This window comes from Nostoc sp. UHCC 0302, assembly GCF_038096175.1.
In the GTDB taxonomy this organism is placed as follows: Bacteria; Cyanobacteriota; Cyanobacteriia; order Cyanobacteriales; family Nostocaceae; genus UHCC-0302.
This window is the reverse complement of the sequence record NZ_CP151099.1, coordinates 8,324,416-8,348,150: the sequence shown is the minus strand read 5'-3', so window position 1 is coordinate 8,348,150 and position 23,735 is coordinate 8,324,416. Positions and strand designations below refer to the sequence as shown.

General features: G+C 41.7%; 24 protein-coding genes and 1 tRNA gene. 8 read left to right on the top strand and 17 right to left on the bottom strand.

Annotation, left to right across the window (positions count from 1 at the left end; all coding sequences use genetic code 11):
• Nucleotides 1–16 precede the first annotated feature (16 nt).
• The 3 genes from WKK05_RS36110 to WKK05_RS36100 form a co-directional block, all read right to left on the bottom strand.
• Nucleotides 17–436, bottom strand: a complete 420-nt coding sequence (locus WKK05_RS36110) for an alr0857 family protein (protein ID WP_341527752.1) — start codon at nt 434–436, stop codon at nt 17–19.
• Nucleotides 437–456: 20 nt separating this feature from the next.
• The gene (locus WKK05_RS36105) at nt 457–963 is read right to left on the bottom strand and encodes an HNH endonuclease (protein ID WP_341531286.1); all 507 of its coding nucleotides are present in this window, start codon (nt 961–963) and stop codon (nt 457–459) included.
• Nucleotides 964–1,077: 114 nt separating this feature from the next.
• Nucleotides 1,078–1,326: a hypothetical protein gene (locus WKK05_RS36100; RefSeq protein WP_341527751.1), complete on the bottom strand. Its 249-nt coding sequence runs from the start codon at nt 1,324–1,326 to the stop codon at nt 1,078–1,080.
• Nucleotides 1,327–1,396: 70 nt separating this feature from the next.
• On the opposite strand from WKK05_RS36100, the gene WKK05_RS36095 reads away from it, so the two are divergent.
• The 3 genes from WKK05_RS36095 (at nt 1,397) to WKK05_RS36085 (ending at nt 5,135) form a co-directional block, all read left to right on the top strand.
• Nucleotides 1,397–1,732 (top strand): hypothetical protein, encoded by a 336-nt coding sequence (locus WKK05_RS36095; protein WP_273765967.1) that lies wholly within the window; start codon nt 1,397–1,399, stop codon nt 1,730–1,732.
• A gap of 780 nt (nt 1,733–2,512) precedes the next feature.
• On the top strand, nt 2,513–4,540 hold the full coding sequence (locus tag WKK05_RS36090; RefSeq protein WP_341527750.1) for a GAF domain-containing protein: 2,028 nt from the start codon (nt 2,513–2,515) through the stop codon (nt 4,538–4,540).
• Entirely contained in the window at nt 4,533–5,135 is a 603-nt protein-coding gene (locus WKK05_RS36085) for an SRPBCC family protein (RefSeq protein WP_341527749.1), read from the top strand. The genes WKK05_RS36090 and WKK05_RS36085 overlap by 8 nt, the downstream gene beginning before the upstream one ends.
• A 97-nt stretch (nt 5,136–5,232) precedes the next feature.
• Here WKK05_RS36085 and WKK05_RS36080 read toward each other — a convergent pair.
• Nucleotides 5,233–5,305, bottom strand: a tRNA-Glu gene (locus WKK05_RS36080).
• A 398-nt stretch (nt 5,306–5,703) separates the two neighbouring features.
• Here WKK05_RS36080 and WKK05_RS36075 point away from each other — a divergent pair.
• A complete protein-coding gene (locus WKK05_RS36075; RefSeq protein ID WP_341527748.1) occupies nt 5,704–7,584 on the top strand; it encodes a cation:proton antiporter in 1,881 nt (626 codons plus the stop codon).
• A gap of 99 nt (nt 7,585–7,683) precedes the next feature.
• On the opposite strand, the gene WKK05_RS36070 is transcribed toward WKK05_RS36075, so the two are convergent.
• Both WKK05_RS36070 and WKK05_RS36065 read right to left on the bottom strand, forming a co-directional pair.
• Complete coding sequence (locus WKK05_RS36070; RefSeq protein ID WP_341527747.1) at nt 7,684–8,319, bottom strand: cytochrome b N-terminal domain-containing protein; 636 nt, start codon at nt 8,317–8,319, stop codon at nt 7,684–7,686.
• 100 nt (nt 8,320–8,419) lie between these two features.
• Nucleotides 8,420–9,118, bottom strand: coding sequence for a triacylglycerol lipase (locus WKK05_RS36065; RefSeq protein WP_341531285.1), 699 nt, complete (start codon nt 9,116–9,118; stop codon nt 8,420–8,422).
• 634 nt (nt 9,119–9,752) lie between these two features.
• On the opposite strand from WKK05_RS36065, the gene WKK05_RS36060 reads away from it, so the two are divergent.
• Entirely contained in the window at nt 9,753–11,180 is a 1,428-nt protein-coding gene (locus WKK05_RS36060; protein WP_341527746.1) for a hypothetical protein, read from the top strand.
• A 317-nt stretch (nt 11,181–11,497) separates the two neighbouring features.
• Here WKK05_RS36060 and WKK05_RS36055 read toward each other — a convergent pair whose 3' ends face one another.
• The 7 genes from WKK05_RS36055 to WKK05_RS36025 all read right to left on the bottom strand — a co-directional run bounded on the left by WKK05_RS36055 (nt 11,498) and on the right by WKK05_RS36025 (nt 16,319).
• On the bottom strand, nt 11,498–11,842 hold the full coding sequence (locus WKK05_RS36055; protein WP_341531284.1) for a c-type cytochrome: 345 nt from the start codon (nt 11,840–11,842) through the stop codon (nt 11,498–11,500).
• A gap of 366 nt (nt 11,843–12,208) precedes the next feature.
• Nucleotides 12,209–12,628 (bottom strand): plastocyanin, encoded by a 420-nt coding sequence (petE, locus tag WKK05_RS36050; RefSeq protein WP_341527745.1) that lies wholly within the window; start codon nt 12,626–12,628, stop codon nt 12,209–12,211.
• Between the two features lie 233 nt (nt 12,629–12,861).
• Nucleotides 12,862–13,353, bottom strand: a complete 492-nt coding sequence (gene psbV2, locus WKK05_RS36045; RefSeq protein WP_341527744.1) for a photosystem II cytochrome PsbV2 — start codon at nt 13,351–13,353, stop codon at nt 12,862–12,864.
• A gap of 198 nt (nt 13,354–13,551) precedes the next feature.
• Nucleotides 13,552–14,043, bottom strand: a complete 492-nt coding sequence (gene psbV, locus WKK05_RS36040) for a photosystem II cytochrome c-550 (RefSeq protein WP_341527743.1) — start codon at nt 14,041–14,043, stop codon at nt 13,552–13,554.
• A 132-nt stretch (nt 14,044–14,175) separates the two neighbouring features.
• Nucleotides 14,176–14,391 (bottom strand): hypothetical protein, encoded by a 216-nt coding sequence (locus WKK05_RS36035; protein ID WP_341527742.1) that lies wholly within the window; start codon nt 14,389–14,391, stop codon nt 14,176–14,178.
• A gap of 186 nt (nt 14,392–14,577) precedes the next feature.
• Nucleotides 14,578–15,414, bottom strand: coding sequence for a carbohydrate ABC transporter permease (locus WKK05_RS36030; protein ID WP_341527741.1), 837 nt, complete (start codon nt 15,412–15,414; stop codon nt 14,578–14,580).
• Nucleotides 15,411–16,319 (bottom strand): sugar ABC transporter permease, encoded by a 909-nt coding sequence (locus WKK05_RS36025; protein WP_341527740.1) that lies wholly within the window; start codon nt 16,317–16,319, stop codon nt 15,411–15,413. Before WKK05_RS36025 ends, WKK05_RS36030 begins: the two co-directional genes overlap by 4 nt.
• A 288-nt stretch (nt 16,320–16,607) precedes the next feature.
• On the opposite strand from WKK05_RS36025, the gene WKK05_RS36020 reads away from it, so the two are divergent.
• The gene (locus tag WKK05_RS36020) at nt 16,608–16,931 is read left to right on the top strand and encodes a hypothetical protein (protein WP_341527739.1); all 324 of its coding nucleotides are present in this window, start codon (nt 16,608–16,610) and stop codon (nt 16,929–16,931) included.
• A gap of 168 nt (nt 16,932–17,099) precedes the next feature.
• Nucleotides 17,100–18,533: a DUF3370 domain-containing protein gene (locus tag WKK05_RS36015; RefSeq protein WP_341527738.1), complete on the top strand. Its 1,434-nt coding sequence runs from the start codon at nt 17,100–17,102 to the stop codon at nt 18,531–18,533.
• 136 nt (nt 18,534–18,669) lie between these two features.
• On the opposite strand, the gene WKK05_RS36010 is transcribed toward WKK05_RS36015, so the two are convergent.
• Nucleotides 18,670–18,975, bottom strand: a complete 306-nt coding sequence (locus tag WKK05_RS36010; RefSeq protein ID WP_341527737.1) for a DUF4090 family protein — start codon at nt 18,973–18,975, stop codon at nt 18,670–18,672.
• Between the two features lie 194 nt (nt 18,976–19,169).
• On the opposite strand from WKK05_RS36010, the gene WKK05_RS36005 reads away from it, so the two are divergent.
• The gene (locus tag WKK05_RS36005) at nt 19,170–19,571 is read left to right on the top strand and encodes a hypothetical protein (protein WP_341527736.1); all 402 of its coding nucleotides are present in this window, start codon (nt 19,170–19,172) and stop codon (nt 19,569–19,571) included.
• A 242-nt stretch (nt 19,572–19,813) separates the two neighbouring features.
• On the opposite strand, the gene WKK05_RS36000 is transcribed toward WKK05_RS36005, so the two are convergent.
• From WKK05_RS36000 to WKK05_RS35990, 3 genes are all read right to left on the bottom strand, one after another.
• Nucleotides 19,814–20,071, bottom strand: a complete 258-nt coding sequence (locus WKK05_RS36000) for a hypothetical protein (protein ID WP_341527735.1) — start codon at nt 20,069–20,071, stop codon at nt 19,814–19,816.
• A gap of 124 nt (nt 20,072–20,195) precedes the next feature.
• Entirely contained in the window at nt 20,196–23,243 is a 3,048-nt protein-coding gene (gene ppc / locus WKK05_RS35995; RefSeq protein ID WP_341527734.1) for a phosphoenolpyruvate carboxylase, read from the bottom strand.
• 100 nt (nt 23,244–23,343) lie between these two features.
• Nucleotides 23,344–23,580, bottom strand: a complete 237-nt coding sequence (locus WKK05_RS35990) for a hypothetical protein (RefSeq protein ID WP_341527733.1) — start codon at nt 23,578–23,580, stop codon at nt 23,344–23,346.
• Between the last annotated feature and the right edge of the window lie 155 nt (nt 23,581–23,735).

Below are 23,735 nucleotides of genomic sequence, written 5' to 3'. Positions count from 1 at the left end.
CACCCTTTGATTGTGTTCATTCACTAATTACAGAAGCACTAATCTTTTGAGCTTCCTGCCATAATTTATGCAAAAAGAACTCTGTGCGTGAAGCGAAGCTATCGTAGTTAGGCGAATCGCTCATAGTTGTGACAAACACACCCTCAGCATCCTCAGAACTATGTGATAGCCAAGAACCTCGCAGAGTCACTTCTATATACTCGCTGTCGCAAGTACATAGAGCAATAATTTCTCTGTCATCGCGTTTCACCTCAGCTTTCAATACCTCTAGTCCCGGCAAATCAGCAGGAAGCAAAAAAGAAGCCGTGCTGGGTTCAACGGACAAATATTGACCAACTCGCAGCGCCAAAATCACTCGTTGCGCTACCCATTCCTCCAGCGATGAACTCAAACACTCTAAATAAAAGCTGTTTTGCGTGTAAGTTAATTTCAGCATTCCTTCCTTATGCTCTCCTGTTATTCCAGGTTTGCTTGCACATCTATCCAGAACTGTTCTGCAAAAGAAATCGCTGGATGGGCTGGTGCTTTTGGCTTAATACGCAGTTGCATACCAGCCTCGAACAGGGTGCGATCGCCTTTACGGGAGTTACATCTGTCACAAGCTGTGACTACGTTATCCCAAGTGTGTGAACCGCCTTTAGAGCGTGGCATCACATGGTCTAGTGTTAGACGCTTGCTGCTACCGCAATACTGGCAACTGTGATGATCTCGTCGCAACACTTCCCGCCGATTGACTGGCGGCACTTTCCACATCCGCTCCCTAGAAGCTATTTTTAAACGAATGTGTTTTGGCACATCAATTACCATGCTGGGTGAGTGAACTTGCCATCCCTTTTCTGCCGTCAGTCCTAGCGGTTCGGCTTTATTTGTGACTAAAAGCACAATCGCCCGCTTAATATTGACTCGACACAGTGGCAAGTAATTTTGCGAAAACACGACTATGGATTGCTCTAACACTTGCATTGCGATTCCGGAGCGTATGAAAGATATCGTCACAACTTCACTCCTTATTAAAAAACCCCCGCTTCTTTTTTCGGTGAAGCGGGGGTTAGAAATTGACCTACTTATCTTTCGGTCTTATATCGGTACAGTATTTCTTTGCCTGTACCTCCCGCGTTCTTCACTTAGTTGTGGTTTGGCATTCAGTGCGCCAATGCTAATAAATCTAAAATCATAATTACCCTCTGTGATTTGCCCATGATTTTGGCTACCATCGCCCATAAATAAATACTCCACTCCCGCCGCGACTAATTCCCAACTGGCTCGGCAGTTGGTAGGACGCGAAGAAGTGGAGATGGGATAAATGGATTTCACAGAAAATTTCACCTATTGAACATTCCTTTAAACATACTACACTTGTATTACTATCCTGTCTATACCTTTAAGGAGAAAAGTCATGCATACAATCGCTCGCACTCCAACCACTGATATGGAAGTTACCAGCATCCGCTTAGAGCGGGAACTTAAAGATAAATTGAAAGAAATAGCTGGCAATCAGGGATATCAAGCTCTGATTCGAGATATTCTTTGGAATTATGTGCAGCAAAAATCAGGTGAGTGGAAACCTCGATTTTCGCGAACCGATATTCGAGCTAGTATAGCTGCGACAGCCCAGCAAGAAGAACGGTGTGTACTTACAGGTCAACTCATTCAACCCCAACAACCCATGTTGCTAGGACTAACGAGGAATGGCGATATGGTTCCCCTAAGTGTCGAGAGTTTAGCTGGATAGCCCAGGATTCAGTCAGGCGAATATAGCCTAGTTAACTTTTTTAGTTAACTAGGCTGCATTCAGAATTTAGCCTCATGCCCTACTATCGTACTTTTAACTAATTTTCCTTTTTAAAATAAAAAATTATATAGCCATCAAGTTGTCAAAGCTACGAATTTGAGCAAGAAAAAGAACTAATCTAACAAGTTCAAAGAGTTTAATAAAATTTATATAAATAAAAATCAGAGTTTAATCAGTAAATAATTGTAAAGAACTATAGCTTAGACAAAAATATTTTACTAGTTTTTAACAGTTTAAAAACTGTCAATTTTCTACTTTTTGCCTTAACAATACTTCATATATAGTTAAGTGAATAGGAGCATGATAGCTTATTCAGCAAAAAAAAAGAACAAATTTTACAGATTTTTGAGTATTTTTAGGTGTTAATGCGGAGAATATTATAAGGATTTTATCTTAATTATAGAGAAATTACGGTTTATGTATACTTATAGACAGGATATGCTTGGCCAAAGTTAGTGAATTACCTCAGAATACAGAAGGCGAATGTAATCTGAGTCAGCTATTCTACGATATTGTATGTAATTTCTTACCTATGTAGAAATTTGTTTAATACATTGGGAACTTGGTCATCTGACATAGAAAAGGGCTATAACAGGTGAATGAAAGTATTCATACAAAATTCGTAAATCATCATGGTGTAACAACATCATTATCGGTGAAGAATATGCCAAGAGGGTGGGTAAAACAACAATGGGGTCATTATCCAAGAGCGTGCCAAGAATGAAAAAGCCTTTATCGCCGCCACAGAGCTTAAATGACATAGAACGACAACCATACCAAGTCAAGCTGATGCCGCATCAGGAAGAAACTGCCCATGTGTTGGTACACAAAATTAACCAAATTATTGCCAGTAGCTCAACTACGGCATTGATGCTGCAAGAGATAGCCAAATTGTTAGGAGTTGTTTTCCAAGTAGATTGCTGCTGCCTAGTGCCAGTATATTGTGAGGCTGCTACTGAACCAATTACGGCGAATTGGTGTGCTGATGATTACTTAGGTTTGCCACACCCAAACGAGTTGTTCTCGATGGAACAGTTGCTAATGGACTCACCAGTAGTGCAATGTGCTGCTGAACCACTGACAATTGAAGGTATTTCAACCATTCAGAACAGTCTAGTGATTGGGTGTCAATATTTACCATTACCGATAAAAGCGGTTTTGGCAATTCCTACGCAATTTAGTGGCAGCAACAACGGCGTAATCAGTCTGATAAAATTCCAACCTTATGATTGGAGTGAATCAGAAAAACAACTCCTCAAAGCAGTAGAGTCGGCTTGTGCGATCGCTTTTTCTCGTGTGACACAGGCTCAGTTAATTGCCCAGCAACAGCAGCACCTGGAAACAGGCCACCAGCATCAAAACTTGATTAAGCAATTAACTATACTGAGCCGCAGCAACTTGGAGTTGAATCAGATGCTCCAGTTAATTACCGCGTCTACTGCCGAATCTTTACAGGCAGATCGCGGCTTGCTCATACTATTAAAATATACAGATCCACTATTTAGGACTCGACCCAAAAACCAAATTCCCGGAGCAAAAGCTACTGTAATTGGTGAATGGAATAGAGCAAAAGAAATTTCCGAAACTGGTAAACCAGATACATTAAATCAATCGTTTTTGATCTCAGAATGTGGTTTATGCCAACGTGTGTTTACAGAATCAGGTAGACCAGTAATCATTGATGACTATACAGCCCAAAACGATATCTGGACAGCAGCACCATTATTTGCGATAGAAGAATTGCCTGCGGCGTTGTTAATGCCATTAGAGAGCCAGGGTAAAGTTTTAGGATTTTTAATGTTACAGCAAGCGGTTGCTCGCAGTTGGCAAGCAGCAGAATTAAATCTGGTGGAAATGGTTTGCGCCCAAGTCAGCAATGCGATCATTCAGTCACAGACATTGCGCCAAGTACAAACTTTGGTAGATGAACGGACGGCGAAACTACAAAGCAGTCTGGAATTGCAAGCAAAATTGCATGAAAGAACACGGCAATATGTTGAGCAGTTGCGGCAACTCAACGAACTCAAAGATGAGTTTATGAGTAATATGAGCGATCGCTTACGCTACCCCTTGACAAATATGCTAATGTCAATCAAAAATTTGCGTTTGCCGGGGATAGCACCAGAGCGTCAGCTTAAATACTTGGATATTCTAGAGCAAGAATGTACTAAAGAAATTAACTTGATTAATGACTTGCTAACACTACAAAAATTAGAGTCTGATCAAGAGGCCCCCCAGTTAGAGACTATTGATTTAAATGCCAAAATCCAAACTGTAGCAACATCTTTTGAGAAAAAACTTGCAAATAGCGGATTGAGCATTACTGTGGATTTACCCGAGGAACCGCTCAAACTGCAAACTGAACTAGAGAGTTTTGACCGTATTCTCCAAGAATTATTAACTAATGCTTGTAAATACTCAGAGCATGAGAGCATAGTCCAGTTACAAGCCTTTCACCAAGTTGCTCAACAGATTGATCAAGTTATTATTAAAGTGACGAATATAGGACGTGCCATTTCTGAAGAAGAAGCGACTTATATCTTTGACAAGTTCCGTCGTGGTAAAGGGCGCTGGATTCCAGGGACTGGCTTGGGACTTGCTTTAGTCAAGTCATTAGTACAGCATTTAGATGGGGTGATCGCTATTGAGAGTCGGCAAATCTCTGATTCTCAACTGAGTGAAATTTGCTTCACTCTGACTTTGCCTCAATTTTCTGACGAAAGCCAACCATATTCTGAAAGTGACTAAAGAACATAACACAACACAGGATCTTGATTTCCAGTCCTCTAGTGATCACAGCAACATAGAAGAGGATTTACCCGCTGGTTCAGCTGCTTTGCTAGCTAATGTAGAAGTTCAAATTCAGAAGATAGCAGAGCGACAAAGGCAAATCAGCGCTAAGATTCAAATCCCCAAACCAGTAGAACAAATCTGGAAGGTTCTCACAGATTATGAAGCCTTAGCTGACTTCATTCCCAACCTTGCCAAGAGTCGTCTGCTTGAACATCCCAACGGTGGTATTCGACTGGAGCAAATAGGCTCTCAACGCTTACTAAATTTAAAATTTTGTGCGCGTGTAGTTCTGGATTTGGAAGAATACTTCCCTAAAGAAATTAACTTCCGCATGGTGGAGGGAGATTTTAAAGGCTTTTCTGGTAGCTGGTCTTTAGAACCTTGTTCCATCGGTGAGTATGTGGGAACAAGTCTTTGTTACACAATCCAAATTTGGCCTAAACTCACTATGCCAGTGGCAATCATTGAAAATCGTCTCAGCAAGGATTTGCAACTAAATCTGCTAGCGATTCACAAGCGTGTAGAAGAGTTAGACCGTAGAAAAGTTTAAGTTATCTTAGTCTGGCATTTACATCTACTACACAAATGCCAGATTAACTAGTAAGCAGTAATACAAAAGTGTTTTTCACTTTGATTCTGCTTTGAAGTACCCCCAGGGGAATTCGAATCCCCGTTACCTCCGTGAAAGGGAGGTGTCCTAGGCCTCTAGACGATGGGGGCATCGGACTCAGACCTTTTATAAATTAACGAATTTTCCGAGCTTTGTCAACAGCTTTTGCTAAAAAAATTTGGCAGCCGCTATTGGGTGTAAGTAAAAGCCTTCACTGAGTACTAATTAGACAAACATCGGCCTCTGAGCGGAACATAGATTAAAGAACAAACATCGTTGAGTAAGAACACTCAATTAAGGTGGTTGACTAGAGCTTTTATGTGTTTATTACTCAAACAGTGTCCTGCTTGATTGCCAAGAAGTTATAAATGGTGTGTCACAAAAAACTGAGTCGGATAAAATTCTCTGACTTTTGCAAGGGATAAAGGGTACGATATTGTACCCTGTAAAGTTAATATTTGCGATTCTTTTCAAAAGATTTTGAAATATATCGCTGAAAATCTACAACATGGAAGCATCTTTTGAAATCACCTTACAGATGGCGATCGCTGTCTTTGCAGGCATTAGCGCCCAAGTGCTAGCTGCATACTTTCGGTTTCCTAGCATCGTTTTGTTATTGTTGTTAGGGATCTTGCTTGGCTCTGATGGTATGGGGCTATTGCACCCGCAGTTGTTAGGCACAGGGCTGGAAGTTATTGTTGCTCTGGCTACGGCAATAATTTTGTTTGAAGGTGGACTTAACTTGGATCTGCGAGAAATGGGCAGAGTCTCAGTTAGCCTGCAACTCCTCGTCACTCTAGGAACACTAATCACGCTGCTGGGCGGTAGCATGGCAGCTCACTGGTTGGGTGAATTTCCTTGGAATATAGCTTTTCTCTACGCTTCTATAGTTGTGGTGACAGGGCCAACGGTAATTAGCCCCTTGCTCAAACAAATCAACGTAGATCGGCAAGTAGCAACCCTCTTAGAAGGGGAAGGGGTTTTAATTGACCCAGTAGGAGCGATACTCGCCTTCGTTGTCCTCGACACCATTTTGAACGGCGATGCTGACCCAATCAATGCGATCGTCGGTTTACTGATGCGTCTCAGTGTTGGTGGGGCAATTGGTGCTGCTGGTGGTTACTTAATGAGTTTGATTTTCAAACGCGCCCATTTTATGTCATTCGAGCTAAAAAACTTAGTAGTTTTGGCGGTACTGTGGAGTCTGTTTACTCTGGCGCAGATGATCCGTACTGAGTCTGGAGTAATGACAACAGTAGTGGCAGGAGCAGTATTTGCCAATTCCTCTGTACCAGAAGAACGCTTGCTGCGAAGCTTTAAAGGTCAACTGACTATTCTTAGCGTATCAGTGCTATTTATCCTCTTAGCAGCTGACCTATCAATCGCGAGTGTCTTTGCTTTGGGTTGGGGTAGTTTATTCACTGTTTTGGTACTGATGTTCGTTGTTCGCCCGATTAACATCCTATTGTGTACCTGGAATAGTGACCTCAACTGGCGACAGAAGCTATTTTTAAGCTGGGTTGCTCCTAGAGGGATTGTTTCCGCTTCTGTGGCTTCCTTGTTTGCGATTTTACTCACACAACGCGGCATTAACGGCGGAGATTCGATTAAAGCTTTAGTTTTTCTCACAATCATCATGACAGTTGTTTGCCAAGGGTTAACAGCTGGCAAAGTGGCGAAGTGGTTGCAAATTACTTCCAAAGAGGCAACTGGGGCAGTGATTGTAGGTTGTAACCCCTTGAGTCTTTTGATTGCCCGATTCTTTCAAGAGCGGGGCGAAAACGTAGTAATGATTGATACTGATCCGGACTGTCTTGTCCAAGCTGAAGCCCAGAATCTCCGGGTTCTTGCCAGCAGTGCGCTAGATGCTGCTGTTTTAGAAGAGGCGGGACTTGCCTCAATGGGTACTTTTTTGGCAATGACTAGTAACGGTGAGGTGAATTATGTCTTGGCTCAACGTGCAGCTGAGGAGTTCAAGCCACCGCGAGTCTTAGCGGTTTTTCCTCGTGATCCGGCTAATACCTCGGTGAATAATAAAGTTAACCAAGCTTTTATCCCAGATTTAGCGATTAAGACTTGGAATGAATATTTGAATGATGGACGAGTCAAGCTAGGAACAACTACTCTTGATGAGTCGGAATTTTCAACTCAACTAGAACGCATACAGGAAAAGATTCGGACTGGGATATTGATACCGTTATTGGTAGAACGAGAAGAAAAGCTACAGGTAATCCCAGCAAACGAAGAGTGGGAAGTTGGCGATCGCATTATCTACCTTTTATTTGACCCCAGACCAAATCTTTTAAAACGTCTATCTGGTGCTACCCAGTCTACTCCTCTCTCTCTGGAAAAGTTACCAGAGGTTGAAGAAGTTCCCCTCGCGCAATAAGCGTAGATTTTGACGGAGGCAGGGGCAAGGGAGCAGGGAGAGAATAATAACTCCTAACTCCTAACTCTTAACTCAGGACTCAGCACTCAGAACTTTTTACTAGCCTTCTGATGCTTGCAAATTACTCAACTCAGAATTATGCTCTTCTGCATACATTTGCTGTTCCTGCCAGAGTAAAGCAGATATATGTACCACTGCAAAAGTTATGGCAGCCACTGAAATAATATAGCTGTGTATTGTGTAAAGGTGTTGGACAGTCACGCTGCTAATCGCTCCACCCCCAGTTAGGATATCGCGCAGCTGCCCACCGATTAAAGGAATAGCTTCGATAGTTCCTAGCTCAATGTTAAAACGCCAGTATCCTTCTTGATCCCAAGTTAAAATCATGGCTGTCCAATCAAGCCCGATCGCACTGAGAGTAAACAAAATTCCGCTAACCCAAGCAATCAGCCAACTTTTACGATATTGCCTACCTAAAAACATCACCACAATTTGAATCAGGGCGATTGCAATTAGCGCATTACCAGCAATATCGTGCGCTCTATAGAACAACCAACCGTATGGTACTTCTGTATTGATCCTTCTCAAAGACTCATAAGCGCCGCCTGCTATCGGTTGGTAATAAAAAGAAAGTAAAACTCCGGTAGTGATGTAAATCAAGCACAGAGTGAGAATCACGACTGATAATGTCGTCGCCAATCGCCGCAAAATCCTATCAAACTTGGTGCTTTGCATAGCTGACACCTTCTATATTTTGCTAAGTATTTATTCCTATTACTATTTTAGCTAAGAAAAATTAAGATATATGACTTTTTTAAGAGTAAGATAAATTTTTTTAAACTAAACACTCTACCCAAACTTTTAATGCTTCTGGTGAACCATACCAAATTCCTTGGCTCCTGGGAGAATGCTTGACGCCTTCAATGACAATATTTTCCGCACCTTCCAAATGGGCTGCTTCTATGGGTGTAATCCCGTCTCCCCAAGTGTCACCCTTACCACAAGTTAATTGGTAACTACTGTAAGCTAACCAGCTACCGCGCCGTCTTTCGCCAAAGATGGTTTTACCAGCTACACAAACGTAATGAACGTTTTTATAAAAGGCTCCTGGGTAGTTATTGGTGACAAAATCTAGATTCCAGCGCGTCCAACGTTCTTGGCTAATATGGGGTGTACCCAATGTTACTAGAGTAGCAACTAGAGAAGAAGCTCCCCAAAGGGATGGTTTTAGGTCTCTACGTTTTGCAAAATAAGGCTTTTCTCCTATATAAATCCGGGATATCCAACCTCCGGCTGAGTGACCAATCAAGTTGATTTGGCTAACATTATGTTGTTGCAACATCTGCTTCACTGTGCGATCTAGTTGCCAAAGAATAGGCGTTACAGGTCTTCCTCCCAGAGTAGGTAGCCAATCACGCCGTCTAAGTGGCACTGTGACTGTAGGAAAACCCAAATTTTGTAGTGATTGTTCTAGTGAGCGGTAAGCGATCGCGCTCTCTAAATATCCAGGTAAAATAACTGTCGGTAATGGCATTTGAGATTGAGAGATGAGGGTTGTGCAAAAAGTAGAGCTACTAGTTACGTACAAAAATAATTCTTCAGACACGTTGCTTCCTTCAACAGCAAACTTTCTCAGACGGATTTAAGATTTTTTACAAAAAGCTAAATACTTATGGCGGGGTTTTTGACTCAAATGTCTCATAAATTGGCAAGTTTGAAACAGTTTTAGAGTCTGCTGATGTGGTAGCATTATCAGAAATACTCCTAGTCTAGAACTCCCTGCCTGCCATCTTTAACTCCAAGCATTGCTAACTGAAAGGTATTAGTATAAATCGAAGCAATTGGAGCAAATTTAGTTATATATATAACAGAACGCTTCTAATGCGATCGCCTAAGTGCCTTACTATCTAAGCTTTCAGTTTGAAATGCACAATTCATAAAAATTCAGAAGTAGTAATTTTTTAAACATCTCGTTAGTAAACGCAACTTTAAAGTGAAGTGCTGAACCTCCAAAAAATTAAAAACTTGCAAAAATGGCAGTCTAGCCTTGTTAGAACGCCAGAATAGAGAGTTATTATTTTTAAAGGGACGCATTTATTTTAATAGAGTTCTGAAAAGATTCAGAATAGCTAGTCAACCGCAACTGAGCCGAGTGAACGATAACAGCTATGTCTTACGTCTCCCTGCTGAAAAATATACCGGACATCTTAAGCCAGCCAATTGGGATAGCAGCTATAGCCTCTCTTGGCATCCACGGTGCTATTGCAATGATTGTGCCGTTGATGCCTGTAGACTCTTCTAGTAAACCCAAAGAAACATCCGCAAAAACAGTTGGACTGTTGGAATTAACCCCAACTGATCAAAGCCGTCTGCCGCAAAATCCCAACACACCCCAAGTTGCCCTACAACCGCAACTTCCTTTACAAGGGCAAATTTCTTCTCCGAATTTTAACTCCCAGAGTGTATTGCCCCCATTACCACCAACTACTGCTAATCAGTTCTCGTTGCCTCCACTGCCTCAATCATCTAGCAACTATCGTGTCTCCTCACTACCGACAAGGCAGTCTTTACGGATGATTCCTAGAGGGGATTTAGGCTTTAACACCTCTGGTTTCAAGACCAGTGAAAAATTCTCTTCATCAGTAGTTCCTCGTTTGAATGATAGTGATATTAAATATGAGGCAAGCAAGCCACTGCCTGTAAGCGAGTTACCCGAATTGCAGCCACAGAAACTACCTGATGACGTGCTACGAGATGCTCAACCTCCCGCAGTTCCTCAAACTAATCCTGTAATAACAGCACAGGAAAATACAACTCCCCAAACCCCGCAGCCAAGTAACGATGCATCTCAAGTTGCCGAAAGCCAGCCGCAACTAGCACCCATCGGGCAACCTCTACAAGGTGCAGATAAGTTAGCTTTAGCAGGACAAAGCTTGCCGCCATTTCAGGCAGCAACAACACGCAATATTCCAGAGTTACCCTCTCAAGTAAACGAATCAGCGATCGCTCAGGTAAATGCCTACACAGATTTAAGAAAAATAGTCCGGCAGGAATACCCAAATGTAGCGGAGAAAGCAGTAATTCGTGATACAATCTCCACGGATAAGCCAACTCTGCAAGGTACTGTTTTGGGTGTATTAGTAGTAGATCCTGACGGTAAAGTTTTAGATATCAAGTTTCAGAATAAGTCAGTCTCTCCTGAACTGCAATTAAAAGCAAGGCAGTATTTCAACACACAACCCCCGAAGAAAGATAAGCAAACTAGCTCTTACCCATTTAGCTTACGTTTCCAAAACAGCGACAGTAATACTAACGCAGTAACGCAAGAGAAAAATCCTTCGTTTCAAGCTACTCCTAAACCATTCTCCATACCACAAATCAGGAATAATAGTCAGCCTCTACCCTCAGCAGCCACTATCAAACCATTACCTGAGCTGCGAATCAGAAGTAATCAGCCAGCGCCCTCATTGACTGCTACTCCTGAACCATTATCCCTGCCAAGAGTGAATAATCAGTCTGCGACTTCTAGCGACTCTGGTCAAAAACTTATAGAACAGTTGCGCCAAGTCAAAGAAAAAAGACAAAAGTCAGAATAAGACAAATAAAAACTTGTTGGTAATTTTGGATTAGAGATAAGCAGAATTATTTAGGCTATAAAGTCTGAAGTAGGAATGTATTAAATTGTTTAATACCTGCCCCCTCTTGGGGGTAGGTTTAGCTGTATAAATATAGAAAAATCCAGCTTTCTAAACAGAAGTGTACGCTCCAGCACAGAAAAAATAAAACAAGGTTATGCTTTAAAGCATGGGATTGATTGCATCCCACGCTATATTGTTTGGAATCTTTTATAAGCAAAAAACCCTCTAAGTATACCAAAGGGCTTTTATTCATTGCAGATGAATCTCTCAGCTACTTACCAGCCTTGTTCTGCTTGCTGGAAAACGTAAGCGGCTACCTCTATAATCTCTTCATTGCTCAACTTGCCTTTAAAGGCAGGCATAGCATTTTTACCATTCTGTACCTGAGAGATAATCGCCTGAATTGAGTCACTATTATAATCTGCCAAGTATTTTGACAATGCTTCTTTTTTTAGGGTTTTTTGATTAATAAGAATGTTACCTCCACCTATATGGCAAGAGGCACAGTTAGAATCAAAAATTTTAGCACCATTGGATATTTCGGCGGCTAGTGCTGGACGAATGAATGTTAATTTAAACAAGGCGATCGCCAACAGAAACATTAATAAAAATATTCTCAAGAAATTCTCCTCGCAACAAGCCTCAAGCAACTGAAAAAATTCTTTAGTGAATATTTTATGTCTACTAGAAGCCATACAAGCTCTAGTTGGGTCTACAGTTGCCATCCGCTATGTGTACTCTACCTCATGATGCTCTAGTCTCTGTAGAGTATAAACGCGATTAATCCTTTTAGACAATTTAATTAAAATTGACGGTAACTAAGTTCATTTCTTCCATTGCCTCGCTGCCTTGGGCATCTTTTGGAGAGATAGCACTTGTTACCGTCTTCTACTTATGATGTGCGCCACCATAAGAATATGGCCTGTTGCTCTTTGATAATATCGCTAACGAGCAATGACAATGAGCTGCTGTTAAAAACGCTATTTCTAGCCTTCAACGGTGATTTTGCCAACCATGCCAGCACCACGGTGTGGTTCGCAGTAGAAGGTGTAATCACCAGCAGGTGCGTCCGCAGGAAAGGTTGTTGTTTGCTTTTGACCAGGAGTCATCAGTAACTGCTTATGAGACAGAGATTTAGCTAAATCGGCGCTCTTCGCAGGGTTTTTGTCCTTATCAAACACAATATTATGGGGAGGAACTTTGTTATTTACCCATTCAATTGTGTCGCCTGGTTTAATTGACAACTTTTTCGGTTCAAATGCTAGTAGTCCTTTGTCGCTACCTAGTTTGACTTGGTATGTTTCAGCCGCAGCACTGGGAGTAAAAACAGCAAAACTGCTAACAACTAAAAGAATTGTCAAAACAGCTAAACTAAAGCGTCTCCAGCTTGTCGCCATTAATTTCATGGCTCTCTCCTAATAAATAGTTTTATTTTCCTTTCTTATTTTAAATAAAATCAACACCAAATATGACAATCTGTCGTAGATAGAATTTTTTTTTCCAAAATAGGAGCAATCAATAGCAAAAACCTATGCAACCAGTAACAATTATGAGGCTGCAATACATCAAAATGTCTATGAGTCAAGTTAAAAGCGAAAGAATTTATTTTGTTTTTTCTATAGTAAGGCTTCCTTGCTTTTCAAAAATTTTCTGTACCCCAACCAGGGGCTTTTTGTGCCGCTGTTAAAACGAAAGCTGCCAAACTTTCCACTTCCTGTTGGGATAGTAAACTAGGAGGCATTTGACGGCACCAATAGGTCTCTTGGCTACCGTCATAGGTCATAGGCTGGCGGATAAAGCTAGCAAGAGCATTAATGCGATCGCGCGGTGGACTGGCATCTTGAAGTTTTTTTAGAGACAAAGATACTTGGGGGTCTGGTAAATTTGCTCCACCGACATGGCAATTAATGCAGTTATTTGCAAAGAGTTGTTTACCAACAGACAATTCTTCTGGCGAAAACAGACGAGTATTGCCTTGCGTATCAACTTCTAAAGCAATTGGCTCGGTGATATGCAAATATCTGATTATATATGGGTCAATCTTAGCAGCTTGGGCAGGTAAACTAGGGCTGAAAGAGACCAATAAGGCAAAGACTAAAACTAGAAAACGAACGAAAAATTGAGACAGCATCCAAAGCTTCTGAGTTGATTGTGAGCGATCGCTGTAAGTGTCTGCTTAAGTAGCATCGAGTAGTCTTAACAAAAGTTTTGAGGGCTAAGTTCTGAAGGACTAGGAACTGGGGACTAGAAACTAGAAACTAGAGAAGAGTTTTCCCAATCCCTAGTACCCAGTACCCAATCCCCAATGATTCAGCACTCAGCTAAGGATTTAGTAATAGATTTTGCCGCCTCCCCACTTAGTACCTACAATCTTCGGTTGTAGGAGAATATGACCAGCGATCGCTTCCAAGTCATCATCAGTCAGATTTCGCATTTCTGTGAAAATATCTGCACTCTTGATACTGGGGTGTATTTCAGAAATCTCTTCTTCGCCGTCGTAAGTAGTCGGATTTTTCAGGTAATCTACCAAGCCTTCAATGTTATTACGGTTTGGTGTTGCCAGTGCCAGAGATTCTGGTTCAAGTCCCACGTTCTGGTTTGTCTTGGTAACTCCCCCAGCATGACATTGGGCGCAAGCGTAATTAAATAAGCGTTTGCCTTCTTTGACTTGTTTAAGGCTAAGTACAACGGTATCACCCTGTTCGTTTAATGGCACTGTTCGGATAGCTTCATCCAGTTCCAAGGCTGTCGCGCTACCGACAACCAACTGAAACGTGAGTAAAACAGTAGCCACAACAACGCCAATTAGTCTTCTAAACATGTTTCCCCTTAAAGATTTTGACGCTCAACACAGCTAAGAAAGCGATTCTCAATCTCCACGCTGCTAATGGCTAATGGCTGATTATTCTTGGTCATTAGCTATTAGCTTTAGCTAAAAACCAGATATAGCCCCTCAGATGACTCCGGCATCATTTACCGAGTCGCTAGTACCTTTTGGGTATATTTCACACAATATTTGCGAAATGATTGCCTTTGCATCCTCTAACGCCAAACGGGTCTTTTGGTGTTTGTAGGCAATTCCTAGTTGGTCGCACAGAGAAAACACTTTTTCCACAGGAACACTGTAGTCTGCTGCTATCTCTGCGATCGATAGGTTTGCAAAACCCATAATGTTTGTTAAGTGATCAGATAGAGATTGAGTCGCTGTAATACCAATATCATGTTAGGAGTGCAATTTGTCGCCCAAAATACGGTTGGCGCTTCAGGTGGGGATCAGGGAAGAGGGGCAAGAGGGCAGGGGAGCAGGGGACACAAGCTAAATAACTAATGACAAATGCCCGATGCCCAATGCTTATTAACCTTTTCCTCCAGTAAAGGTGACGCTTTGAATAAAGTAGCGGTTGAAAAAGGCGTAAATACCTAAAGCTGGTAGGGTGAATACCATAGAAGCCGCCATAATGTAGTTCCAATAGCTGATGTATTGACCTTTGAAAGTGTTTAGCCCTAAAGGTAAAGTAAACATTTCTGGGTCGAACAGGATAACTATAGGAAGCAAAAAATTATTCCAACTCCCCATGAACACAAATACCGCTTGTGCTGCTAGCGCTGGTTTTGCTAGGGGCAAAATAATATGGCGGAAAATTCCAAAAGTATTTAAGCCATCAAGTTGAGCTGCTTCCTCTAATTCTTTAGGAAAATTCACGAAAAACTGCCGCATCATGAAAATAAAAGTGGCATTAACCATGCTAGGAACAATCATTCCCTGATAAGAATTCAGCCAACCGATCGCTTTTAAAATCAAAAATGTTGGAATTAGGGTGATTTGCGTCGGTACTGCCAGTACTGCCAAAATCAGGAAGAACCAGAAGTTTTTCCCTACAAAGCGTAATCTTGCTAAGGCATAACCTGCCATTGAATTTAACAACAGGTTTAAAATAGTGACGCTGACAGCTATTACCACGCTGTTGAACAGCCAGCGCCAAAATAGTGGTTCTTGTAAAAATATTTGCTTATAGTTCTCAAGGGTAAAATTCCGTGGTATCAAATTGGGTTCACCACTGACAATCTCAGATAGCGGCTTAAATGATGCGGAAAGCGCCCATAGGAAGGGAATCAGGGTAATGAGGGCATAGAGTGTCAGCAAGACGTATAAAACTACTTTGAGCCAGGATGAACCAGAGATGCTAGTCAAATCCTTTCACCTCCAAAAAGTCGTCGCTGAATTAAAGTAATAGCAATGATTACTGCTGCTAATAAAAAGGCGATCGCAGCTGCATATCCCATCTGTAAATTACGAAACACAGCCTGGTAAATTAGCAGCACCACGGTAAGGGTAGCGTTATTTGGGCCGCCAGTACCACCAGAGAAGATATAAGACTGGTCAAATAGCTGAAACGTGCCAATTACCCCTATCGCTACCACAAAGAAGGTTACAGGCTTGAGCAGAGGAACAGTAATCCGGATAAACTTTTGCCACCCATTTGCCCCATCTAATTCAGCCGCTTCGTACAATGTTTGGGGTATATCCTGCAATGCTGCTAAGTAAATCACCATATAAAATGGTGCAGTTGACCATATATTCATCAGCATAATACCTTTGAGCGCAACTACTGGGTCACCTAACCAGTTATAGGTAGGCAGCCCCACAAAAGCGAGAAAGTCGTTGAGTAGCCCATCGGTGTTATAAATCCACATGAAGATGAGCGTCAAGACTGCTGAAGAAGTGACTGTCGGCAAAAAGTAAAGAATACGCCACCAATTTTTGCCGCGAATCCCAGAATTTAGAGTTACTGCCAGAATTAAAGCCAGGATAGTCTGAGTTGGAACAACAATAGCTACGTATTCTGCTGTATTTTTCAAAGCAATCCAAACTCTCTCATCCTCAACCAACCGCGTAAAATTGTGAAAGCCAATGAATTCGTACTCAATACCGCCGAGAAGTTGGACTTTTTGCAGCGAAAGAAAAACGGCATAAAGAATAGGCAGCACCACAAAAGTTCCCAAAACTAGAATTGTGGGCAGCATAAATATATACCCAGCCAAGTTGTCTGTGATGTTCCATCTGTGGTTTCTGTGCCGTCTGCTAATTTCAGACACAATTACACCTCCGCTTAATCCAGCACTAACCCGACTGTAGCGATAGGTTGTGCATGATTACTTATCGTACTCCTACAGAGAAAGTATAGATGCTCATTTAGTCGAGTAGGTGTGATTCTACTTGAGCACAAGTTTACATAATTGTTAAAGCTAACCCCGCCCTCTTTCTCCATAGGTTGTATTTTTTGAAATTATCTTAGTGGAATTGATAATGCTTTAAAACGTTCTGGAAGGCTGGATTGGAAAATTCCTATCTTTCCTCCTAACCTAGTCGAGAGAGTAGAATTATTGAAATATTATTTATTACAAATAAATATAGATTTACAAATAAATTTAGAAAATATCAATTTTAATTTATTAGCAGAAAAAAGTGCTAAATTTACGGTCTCAGATATTGAGCTAGTATGTAGAGAAGTTAGAAACGCTATTATATTAGAAGAAATAAGTTGCTCTCTAACGACTTCAGACGTCATCACTTACATGAATAACCTTCTCGATAATGGTTTAAGTCTGAATAAAGAACAAGTTAATGACTTTTTGGATGAGTGTAAGCGAATGAGTGTGAGAAATTCAAAATTAGAAACTTTGAAATATGAATGGGGTTTAGATTAGAAATATTGTAAAAATCATAGTAATCGCTACTTTTGAAAATGCAATTTTTTAATCTAGTAAAGTAGGATCTGTAAATAAAAGCGATCGCCTCTTTAGAAATCTGCTTTAAGGAACTTGTAGTTACTACTGGTCATCTTTGACACTACAGCTTTCCTAAAACTCGAATTTATGCCAGCTAAACTATCATCGCCATTATTTATATTTTTATCAGGATTTGCGATCGCTCAAAGCATCGGATGTACTAGTTTTAGCTCCAATCGTAATAGTACTGATTCAGCATTTGCCCAAACTTCACCAAAGCCAGTCCGCCAAGAAATTGTACAAGCAGGGGAAATACGGGCTTTACCTGGCGAGTTGGATACAATACCTGTCTTTAACAGCAATAGCCCAGAATGGATAAAAACTGAGGGGATTTTACTTTCTACCTTTTCCCCAAATGGAAAAAAAGTACCAGCAGCCCACCTTAATTTTCCTTTCCAAGGACGTTTTGATTTATTTGCTCACCATTACACCCACACCCCCAAAGATTTGCAGACGCTTTACTTGGGTGTAATTATCAATAATCCAGGTAAAAAACCTGTAACAGTAGATATCTTGCAAGCAGCGAGTTATTTAATGCAGGATGCACCTTTTGTCACCTTACCTTCTTACGTAGAAAATAATGACGGTAAAGCTTACTCCGGGCCAGGCGATCGCGCTGTTAGCGATGTACTTCGAGGTATTCGACAGGCTGATTTTCCTAGCAAACTGGTAATTCCTCCAGGACAAAGCCGAATGTTGTTAAATCACCCCATTCCTGTACGGAATCTAGAAAAGCCTATAAATGGTCGGTCTAGTTTAATCAGGTTACGTAGTAGTGGTAAAGTTTATACAGCTAGTCTGGCAATGTTTGCTAAAAAAACTTCCGATGGTGGAGAACGCGCACCTACTCTTAAAGAATGGCAAGCTTTATTAAACACTGGCGATTTTGCAGGGCCACGTGATAAAACTCCTACTCCTCCAAATGCCACCAGCGGGAAGCTAATTTATGGTCGCGTAGCAGGTGTTTCCCAAGGTTCGCAATGGCAAGCGATGCTGGTGGACAATCCAAAAAACCAAAATCTCACAATTCCTCAGCAAGGCAAAGCTATTTCTTATGCTTTAAATACTTTACGGGGTGGCCGATTGGGTAGCGAACAAATCCAAACGGCAAAGATGTTAGTACGCTATCCAGATACAGCATATGAAGCCCACGGTAATTATGGGGTGGAATATAATCTCACCTTACCCTTAAGCAACAACACAAACGAAACCCGTATTGTGTCCGTAACTTTAGAAACACCTTTGAAAGAAGATAAGTTATCTCAAGGTGGTGTGCGCTTGAGCAAACCATCCTTAGATTTTCCTTTCTTTCGTGGTACGGTGCGCCTGCGTTATGTTGATGACCAAGGGCAACAACAGACGCGCTACGTACATCTATGGCACAGAACTGGTCAGGTTATAGAACCATTGGTACAACTTGTACTTCCACCCTCAACTCAGCGTCAAGTACAAGTAGATTTGATTTATCCACCAGACTCGACACCACCACAGGTGTTATCTGTTAGAACCTTAGAGAAGTGAGTGGGAGAGTGAGGGATAAGGAGCAGGGGAGACAAGGAAAATAATTATAGATCAATCACTCTTGACTCTTGTACAGACGCGTAGACGCAGGGAGTGCGGCTTCTCGTAAGAGTATAATCGCGTCTCTACTTCTAACTCATTTACCGCTATAGAAGAAGGCAATTTCTTTCTCTTTCAAGGGTGCAAAACCAGCATCTGCAAGTAATTGGTCGAGTTCTGCTTGGGGAATGTGTTTTGCACCAATTCGCACAATGCGCGATCGCATCGTATTAGATACGCCACTGCGCTGTCTATTTGCTTCTAGCGCCATGACTTTAGTATAAAGTTCTAGCTTGGCAGGCGGAATGGGAGAACCATCAAAATCTATTCCCTGTGCGATCGCTTCATCTATGGCATCAGCACCTGTAGTTGTTTGATTCCCTGGATTAGTTTCAGTAGGCATGGCGATTTGCTCTCAAAGCTATAGGTAGATTTTACCAGTCTTGCTGACACCTACTAGACGTAATTACTGTTTTGTTGCCGACTTACTGGTATTTTTTTGTCATTAGGATACTATATACACTGTGTATGCATATACTGTCAGTTTTCTAGATTTTGGTTTAATCTCAAACCAACGGTGGCGCAATAGGTGATGCTATGCCTAATAGTCAAACTCCTGACAACGAAGACCGGAAGCTCGAAAAAGCTCTGACGAATAAAATTATTGATGACTATTTTGACAATTCAGAAAGTTGGCTGAGAGCCATTTTGCGGATGTGTATCTTCTCGCTGACTCACCTGGACGGACAACCAGTTTTTGTCATCGAATGTCCAAACCAAGCAGTAGCCAAGCGGCTGAGCCGTAAAACTTATCCTTTTCGAGGAATTACATATTATTTAACTGACAATTTTGATGGTAGCGATCGCAATCTGTTTTGCTACCAGGAAACCAAAGATAAAACTTGGCGTTGTTTTGATACCAGCACTAATTCTTGGAAAACCTTAAGAAATTTGCAATCACCCACCGCCTCAACTGACCAAAACAGCTCTGAGTGCTGAGTAAGAAAGCAGTTTCGAGTACCCATTCCAAACTCAGCAAAGTTTTTTAGAGTTGGGTTTCGTTTATTAACCCAACTTACTAATACTAATCACACAAAACTTTTCAAATAATATTATTTTGAAAAAATAATTTCACAGATAAATCATTGTAGAAACATTGCAATTTTAATCTTTACCAAAGGATTGGTTGCTGACATTGAGGCTTTTTTAATATGCCTTAATTACGAATTAGAAATTACGAATTACGAATTAAAATTTTGGCGTGTCACTAAACCGCCGACGAACGCCCCCAACACTGTACCTGTCCATAGTCCAGTAGTGCTACCTTGCCACATTGCTCCTGGTGTTTCCCAAGCATTACACATTTGATTTAGCAGCCAAGGTTGGTTTTGACACCTTTGGCTACGCAACATTAATGTGACTTGCCCACTAATATAAGCGCAAAAAAATCCTGATGACAGTGCGAGAAAAGTGCAAATTAAAATTCTGTTTTTGGGCATTGGGGATTGGGGAAGGTGGGGCCCCCTCTGGGGATAAGGGGTAATGGAGCTTGGGCATTGGGGATTGGGGATTGGGCAAGGGCATTGATAAAGTCTTATTCCTATGCCCTATGCCCCATGCTCCTTAACCTGTATTTCTCATTCCCGCAGCAATCCCGTTAATGGTTAACAATGCACCTCGCAATAGCTCACCTTTGCTGTAGCGGGAGTGGATGACTCCAGAAATAGCATTACTATTCATAGATTGCCGCAGGCGCTTGAGCAAGGAAACCTGAATAAATCCCAAGGGGACAATTGTGCCATTGCGTAACTGCACAGATCGCTGCAATATAGGATCACCATCCAAGAGTTGGCTATGGTCGGTGATTTTTAAAACCAAATTCCTGGTGAGATAGAATTCGTTAGCAATTTGCTCAAAAACCTTTTCAAAGCGCTGTATATCTTCCGGTTTTGATAGCTCTTGGACATAATGCTGCGCCATTTGAATGTCTACTTTTGCCAAAGTCATTTCTGCCTTGGAAATTACCATTTTAAAGAAGGGCCACTTAATGTAGAAGTAGCGCAGCAATTTCAAGTGTTCTTCCGGTTCCACGTTCAAAAATTCTTGCAAAGCTGTGCCAACACCATACCAAGAAGGTAGCAAAAAGCGAGTTTGTGTCCAGCTAAATACCCAAGGAATTGCTCGCAGGCTGCTTAAATCTTTCTTGCCAGATGGACGCCGTGCGGGACGGGAACTAATTTGCAGCTGACTAATTTCTTCAATTGGGGTTACTTGGTGGAAGAAATCGATAAAATCAGGCTGCTCGTAAATTAGCGCCCGATAATGTTGACGAGATCGCGCTGCTAATTCTTCCATAATCTCATTCCAGGGTTCGATATCATCAAACCCTGTCCGCAGCAGACTAGCTTGAATCACAGCAGTGGTGATGGTTTCCATATGGTACAAAGCCAAGTCAACCAAGGAGTATTTGGAAGCCAAAACTTCCCCTTGTTCGGTAATCTTGATCCGCCCATTAATACTGTGTCCTGGTTGAGCCAAAATCGCTTCATAAGCTGGGCCACCACCACGTCCGACAGAACCGCCACGTCCGTGAAAAATCCGCAGGTTTAGATTATATTCTTCTGCTATTTGCTGTAATGATTTTTGGGCTTTATGAATTTCCCAATTGCTGCTTAAGAAACCAGAGTCTTTGTTGCTGTCAGAATACCCCAACATCACTTCTTGCAAGTTGGGGGTAAGGGGGGAAGAGGGAAGGGTTTCGTTACTACTATTAATTGCTGTATAACCACCGGCTAATAAAGCTCGATACAAGGGTAGTTCAAACAGCTGACGCATTACGCTTCTTGAGCGTTGCAAATCTTCTACTGTCTCAAATAGGGGAACTACTTGAATTGTCCCTACAGCGATCGCCGGGTCAAAAAGTCTAGCTTCTTTGGCTAATAACAAGACTTCCAGCACATCGCTCACTTCGCGGCACATACTGATAATGTAAGTATGGCAAATGTTAATGCCAAACTCTTGTTGCAGCGATCGCACGATGCGAAATGTTTCAATCACATCGTTGGTTTTGTCAGAAAATGGCAATTCTGCCGGAATTAACGGGCGGCGAGTTTGTAGTTCTCCAGTTAACCAAGCGACTCTTTGTTCCTCAGAGAGTTCGTTATACGGTTGGGGTAAAACTTGCAGGTATTCTAGAATCTCATTGAGTGTATCGGCGTGGCGGGATGATTCTTGGCGGATATCCAGATGTGTGAGGTCAAAGCCAAAAATCTCTACCTGACAGATGAGATTTTCTAATTCTCGACAACTTAAACCTGTTTCTGTGAGGTTACGTTGAATCAGCCGCAGTTCTGCTAAAAACTCGGCTCCCGAACGGTACATTGGGCTGTCTTCATTTTGTGGCGTTTCTCGCTTGTACAAAGCTAAATTGCGATCGCGTGTATTTTCCAGCCGTTTCTGTACATAAGCCAACTTGAGCCGATAGGGTTCTTGCCGATAACGCAATGCTAGTGCATCGTATACCTCGCTCAATTGAGATTGTTCCAGCTCCAGAGACTCTAGTAAGTCTGGTAAGACATCGCTCCAGTGCATTGAAATACTTAATAGTTCAATCAGTTGCTTCACTGAGCGGATATATCTTTCCAACACCATCTTGCGCTGATAACAAGCTGTCTGCCAAGTGATTTCTGGTGTTACTGATGGGTTTCCATCTCTGTCTGCACCTACCCAAGAGCCAAAAGAGCAGAAGTTTTTGCTCGGCGGTTCCAGCCAAGGAAAGGTACTGGCTAGCGAGTATTTAAAGCGTTTATATAGTTGGGGAATGCCATCAAATAACACTTCTTGGAAGTAATGTAAGGCATAGTCTACTTCATCTAGTACTGAAGGTTTAAACTGGTGCAGTTCGTCTGTGCGCCACCACAAACGAATTTCTTCTAGCAATTGTTCGCGTAAATCTGCTACTTCCCAAGGATATCCTCCTGTACTACCAGAGCGGTGTTCCAAGCCATCAAGCTGTTGCAAGAGTTTGACTACCTGACGCTGCTTATCCCGAATCGTATGACGAACAATTTCTGTTGGGTGAGCTGTAAATACTAGGCGCACATCTAATTGTGAAATTAGACGTTGAATTTGTTGGGGTGGTACATTTAGCTTGAATAAATGGGGAAATAAGGCAGCAAAAGTGCCTTTTTGTTTAAATTGCGCTTTTTCCACCCAATTATTTGTGAGCAAGTCTGCTACTAAACCTCTATTAACAGGTGCGTCGTCTTCTCTTTGGTTAGATGAATAGATAATATTGGGTAACGTTTCCTGAGATGTTGATTCTGTTTCCATCTCATAACGACTTAATTGCTGCCGTTGTTCGTATTCCTGCTCTATGATGTTAATCAACTGAAAATACAGAGCAAAAGCACGAGCTGCTCGGATTGCTTCGTTGATATTCAGTTGTTCAATCAATTTCACAGCTGAAGCAGCTTGATCATTTGTTGCTTGTCCTTCTGGGGAACACAAAGCGCGTAACTCCCGCAACAAATCCACCATCTTTTGACCGCATTCTTGCCGCAAAACTGCTTCCCACAACTCTTCTACTACCTGTAGACGATGACGCAGAAATAATTCCGACGCTGGGTATATATTTGCAGACTGAGATAAGTTGTATAAAGCGCTACCCATATTTTCTATTCTTGTAAGCTGATTACTGTTTGCACTTCTAGGTTTTGCACTGAATAGTCATGGGATTTTCTGGTGCAAATAACTTTTGATAGTATGATTTTTAACTATTATCAATTTCGTCGTCATCTGGGAAGTTGAGAATGGGTAGGCGATCGCCACGAAATATCTCTTCACTAGCTTCCCCCAAGGCTTCTAGGGCTTTGACAGTAGCATTCTGTGTAGTGAGCAGCAGTAGTATAGACGCTGTACCCATTTGTAAGAGGAAAAATTGAGGAATGCTGAAGAAAACCAGATTTAATCCGGAATTAGGTGTTGTTTGTTGGTTTAGAGAAGGCATTGCTAACTATTGGTTGTAGGAAGATGAGTAGAATAAACGCAAAACTAAACATCAGTCTGACTTGCAACCGTACAAAACTATCTTTGCCCATTTTGCAAGCTCAAAAGGTAACAAAAATGTTAAAAAAAAGCGTCAAACTGTGGTAGATGTATGGT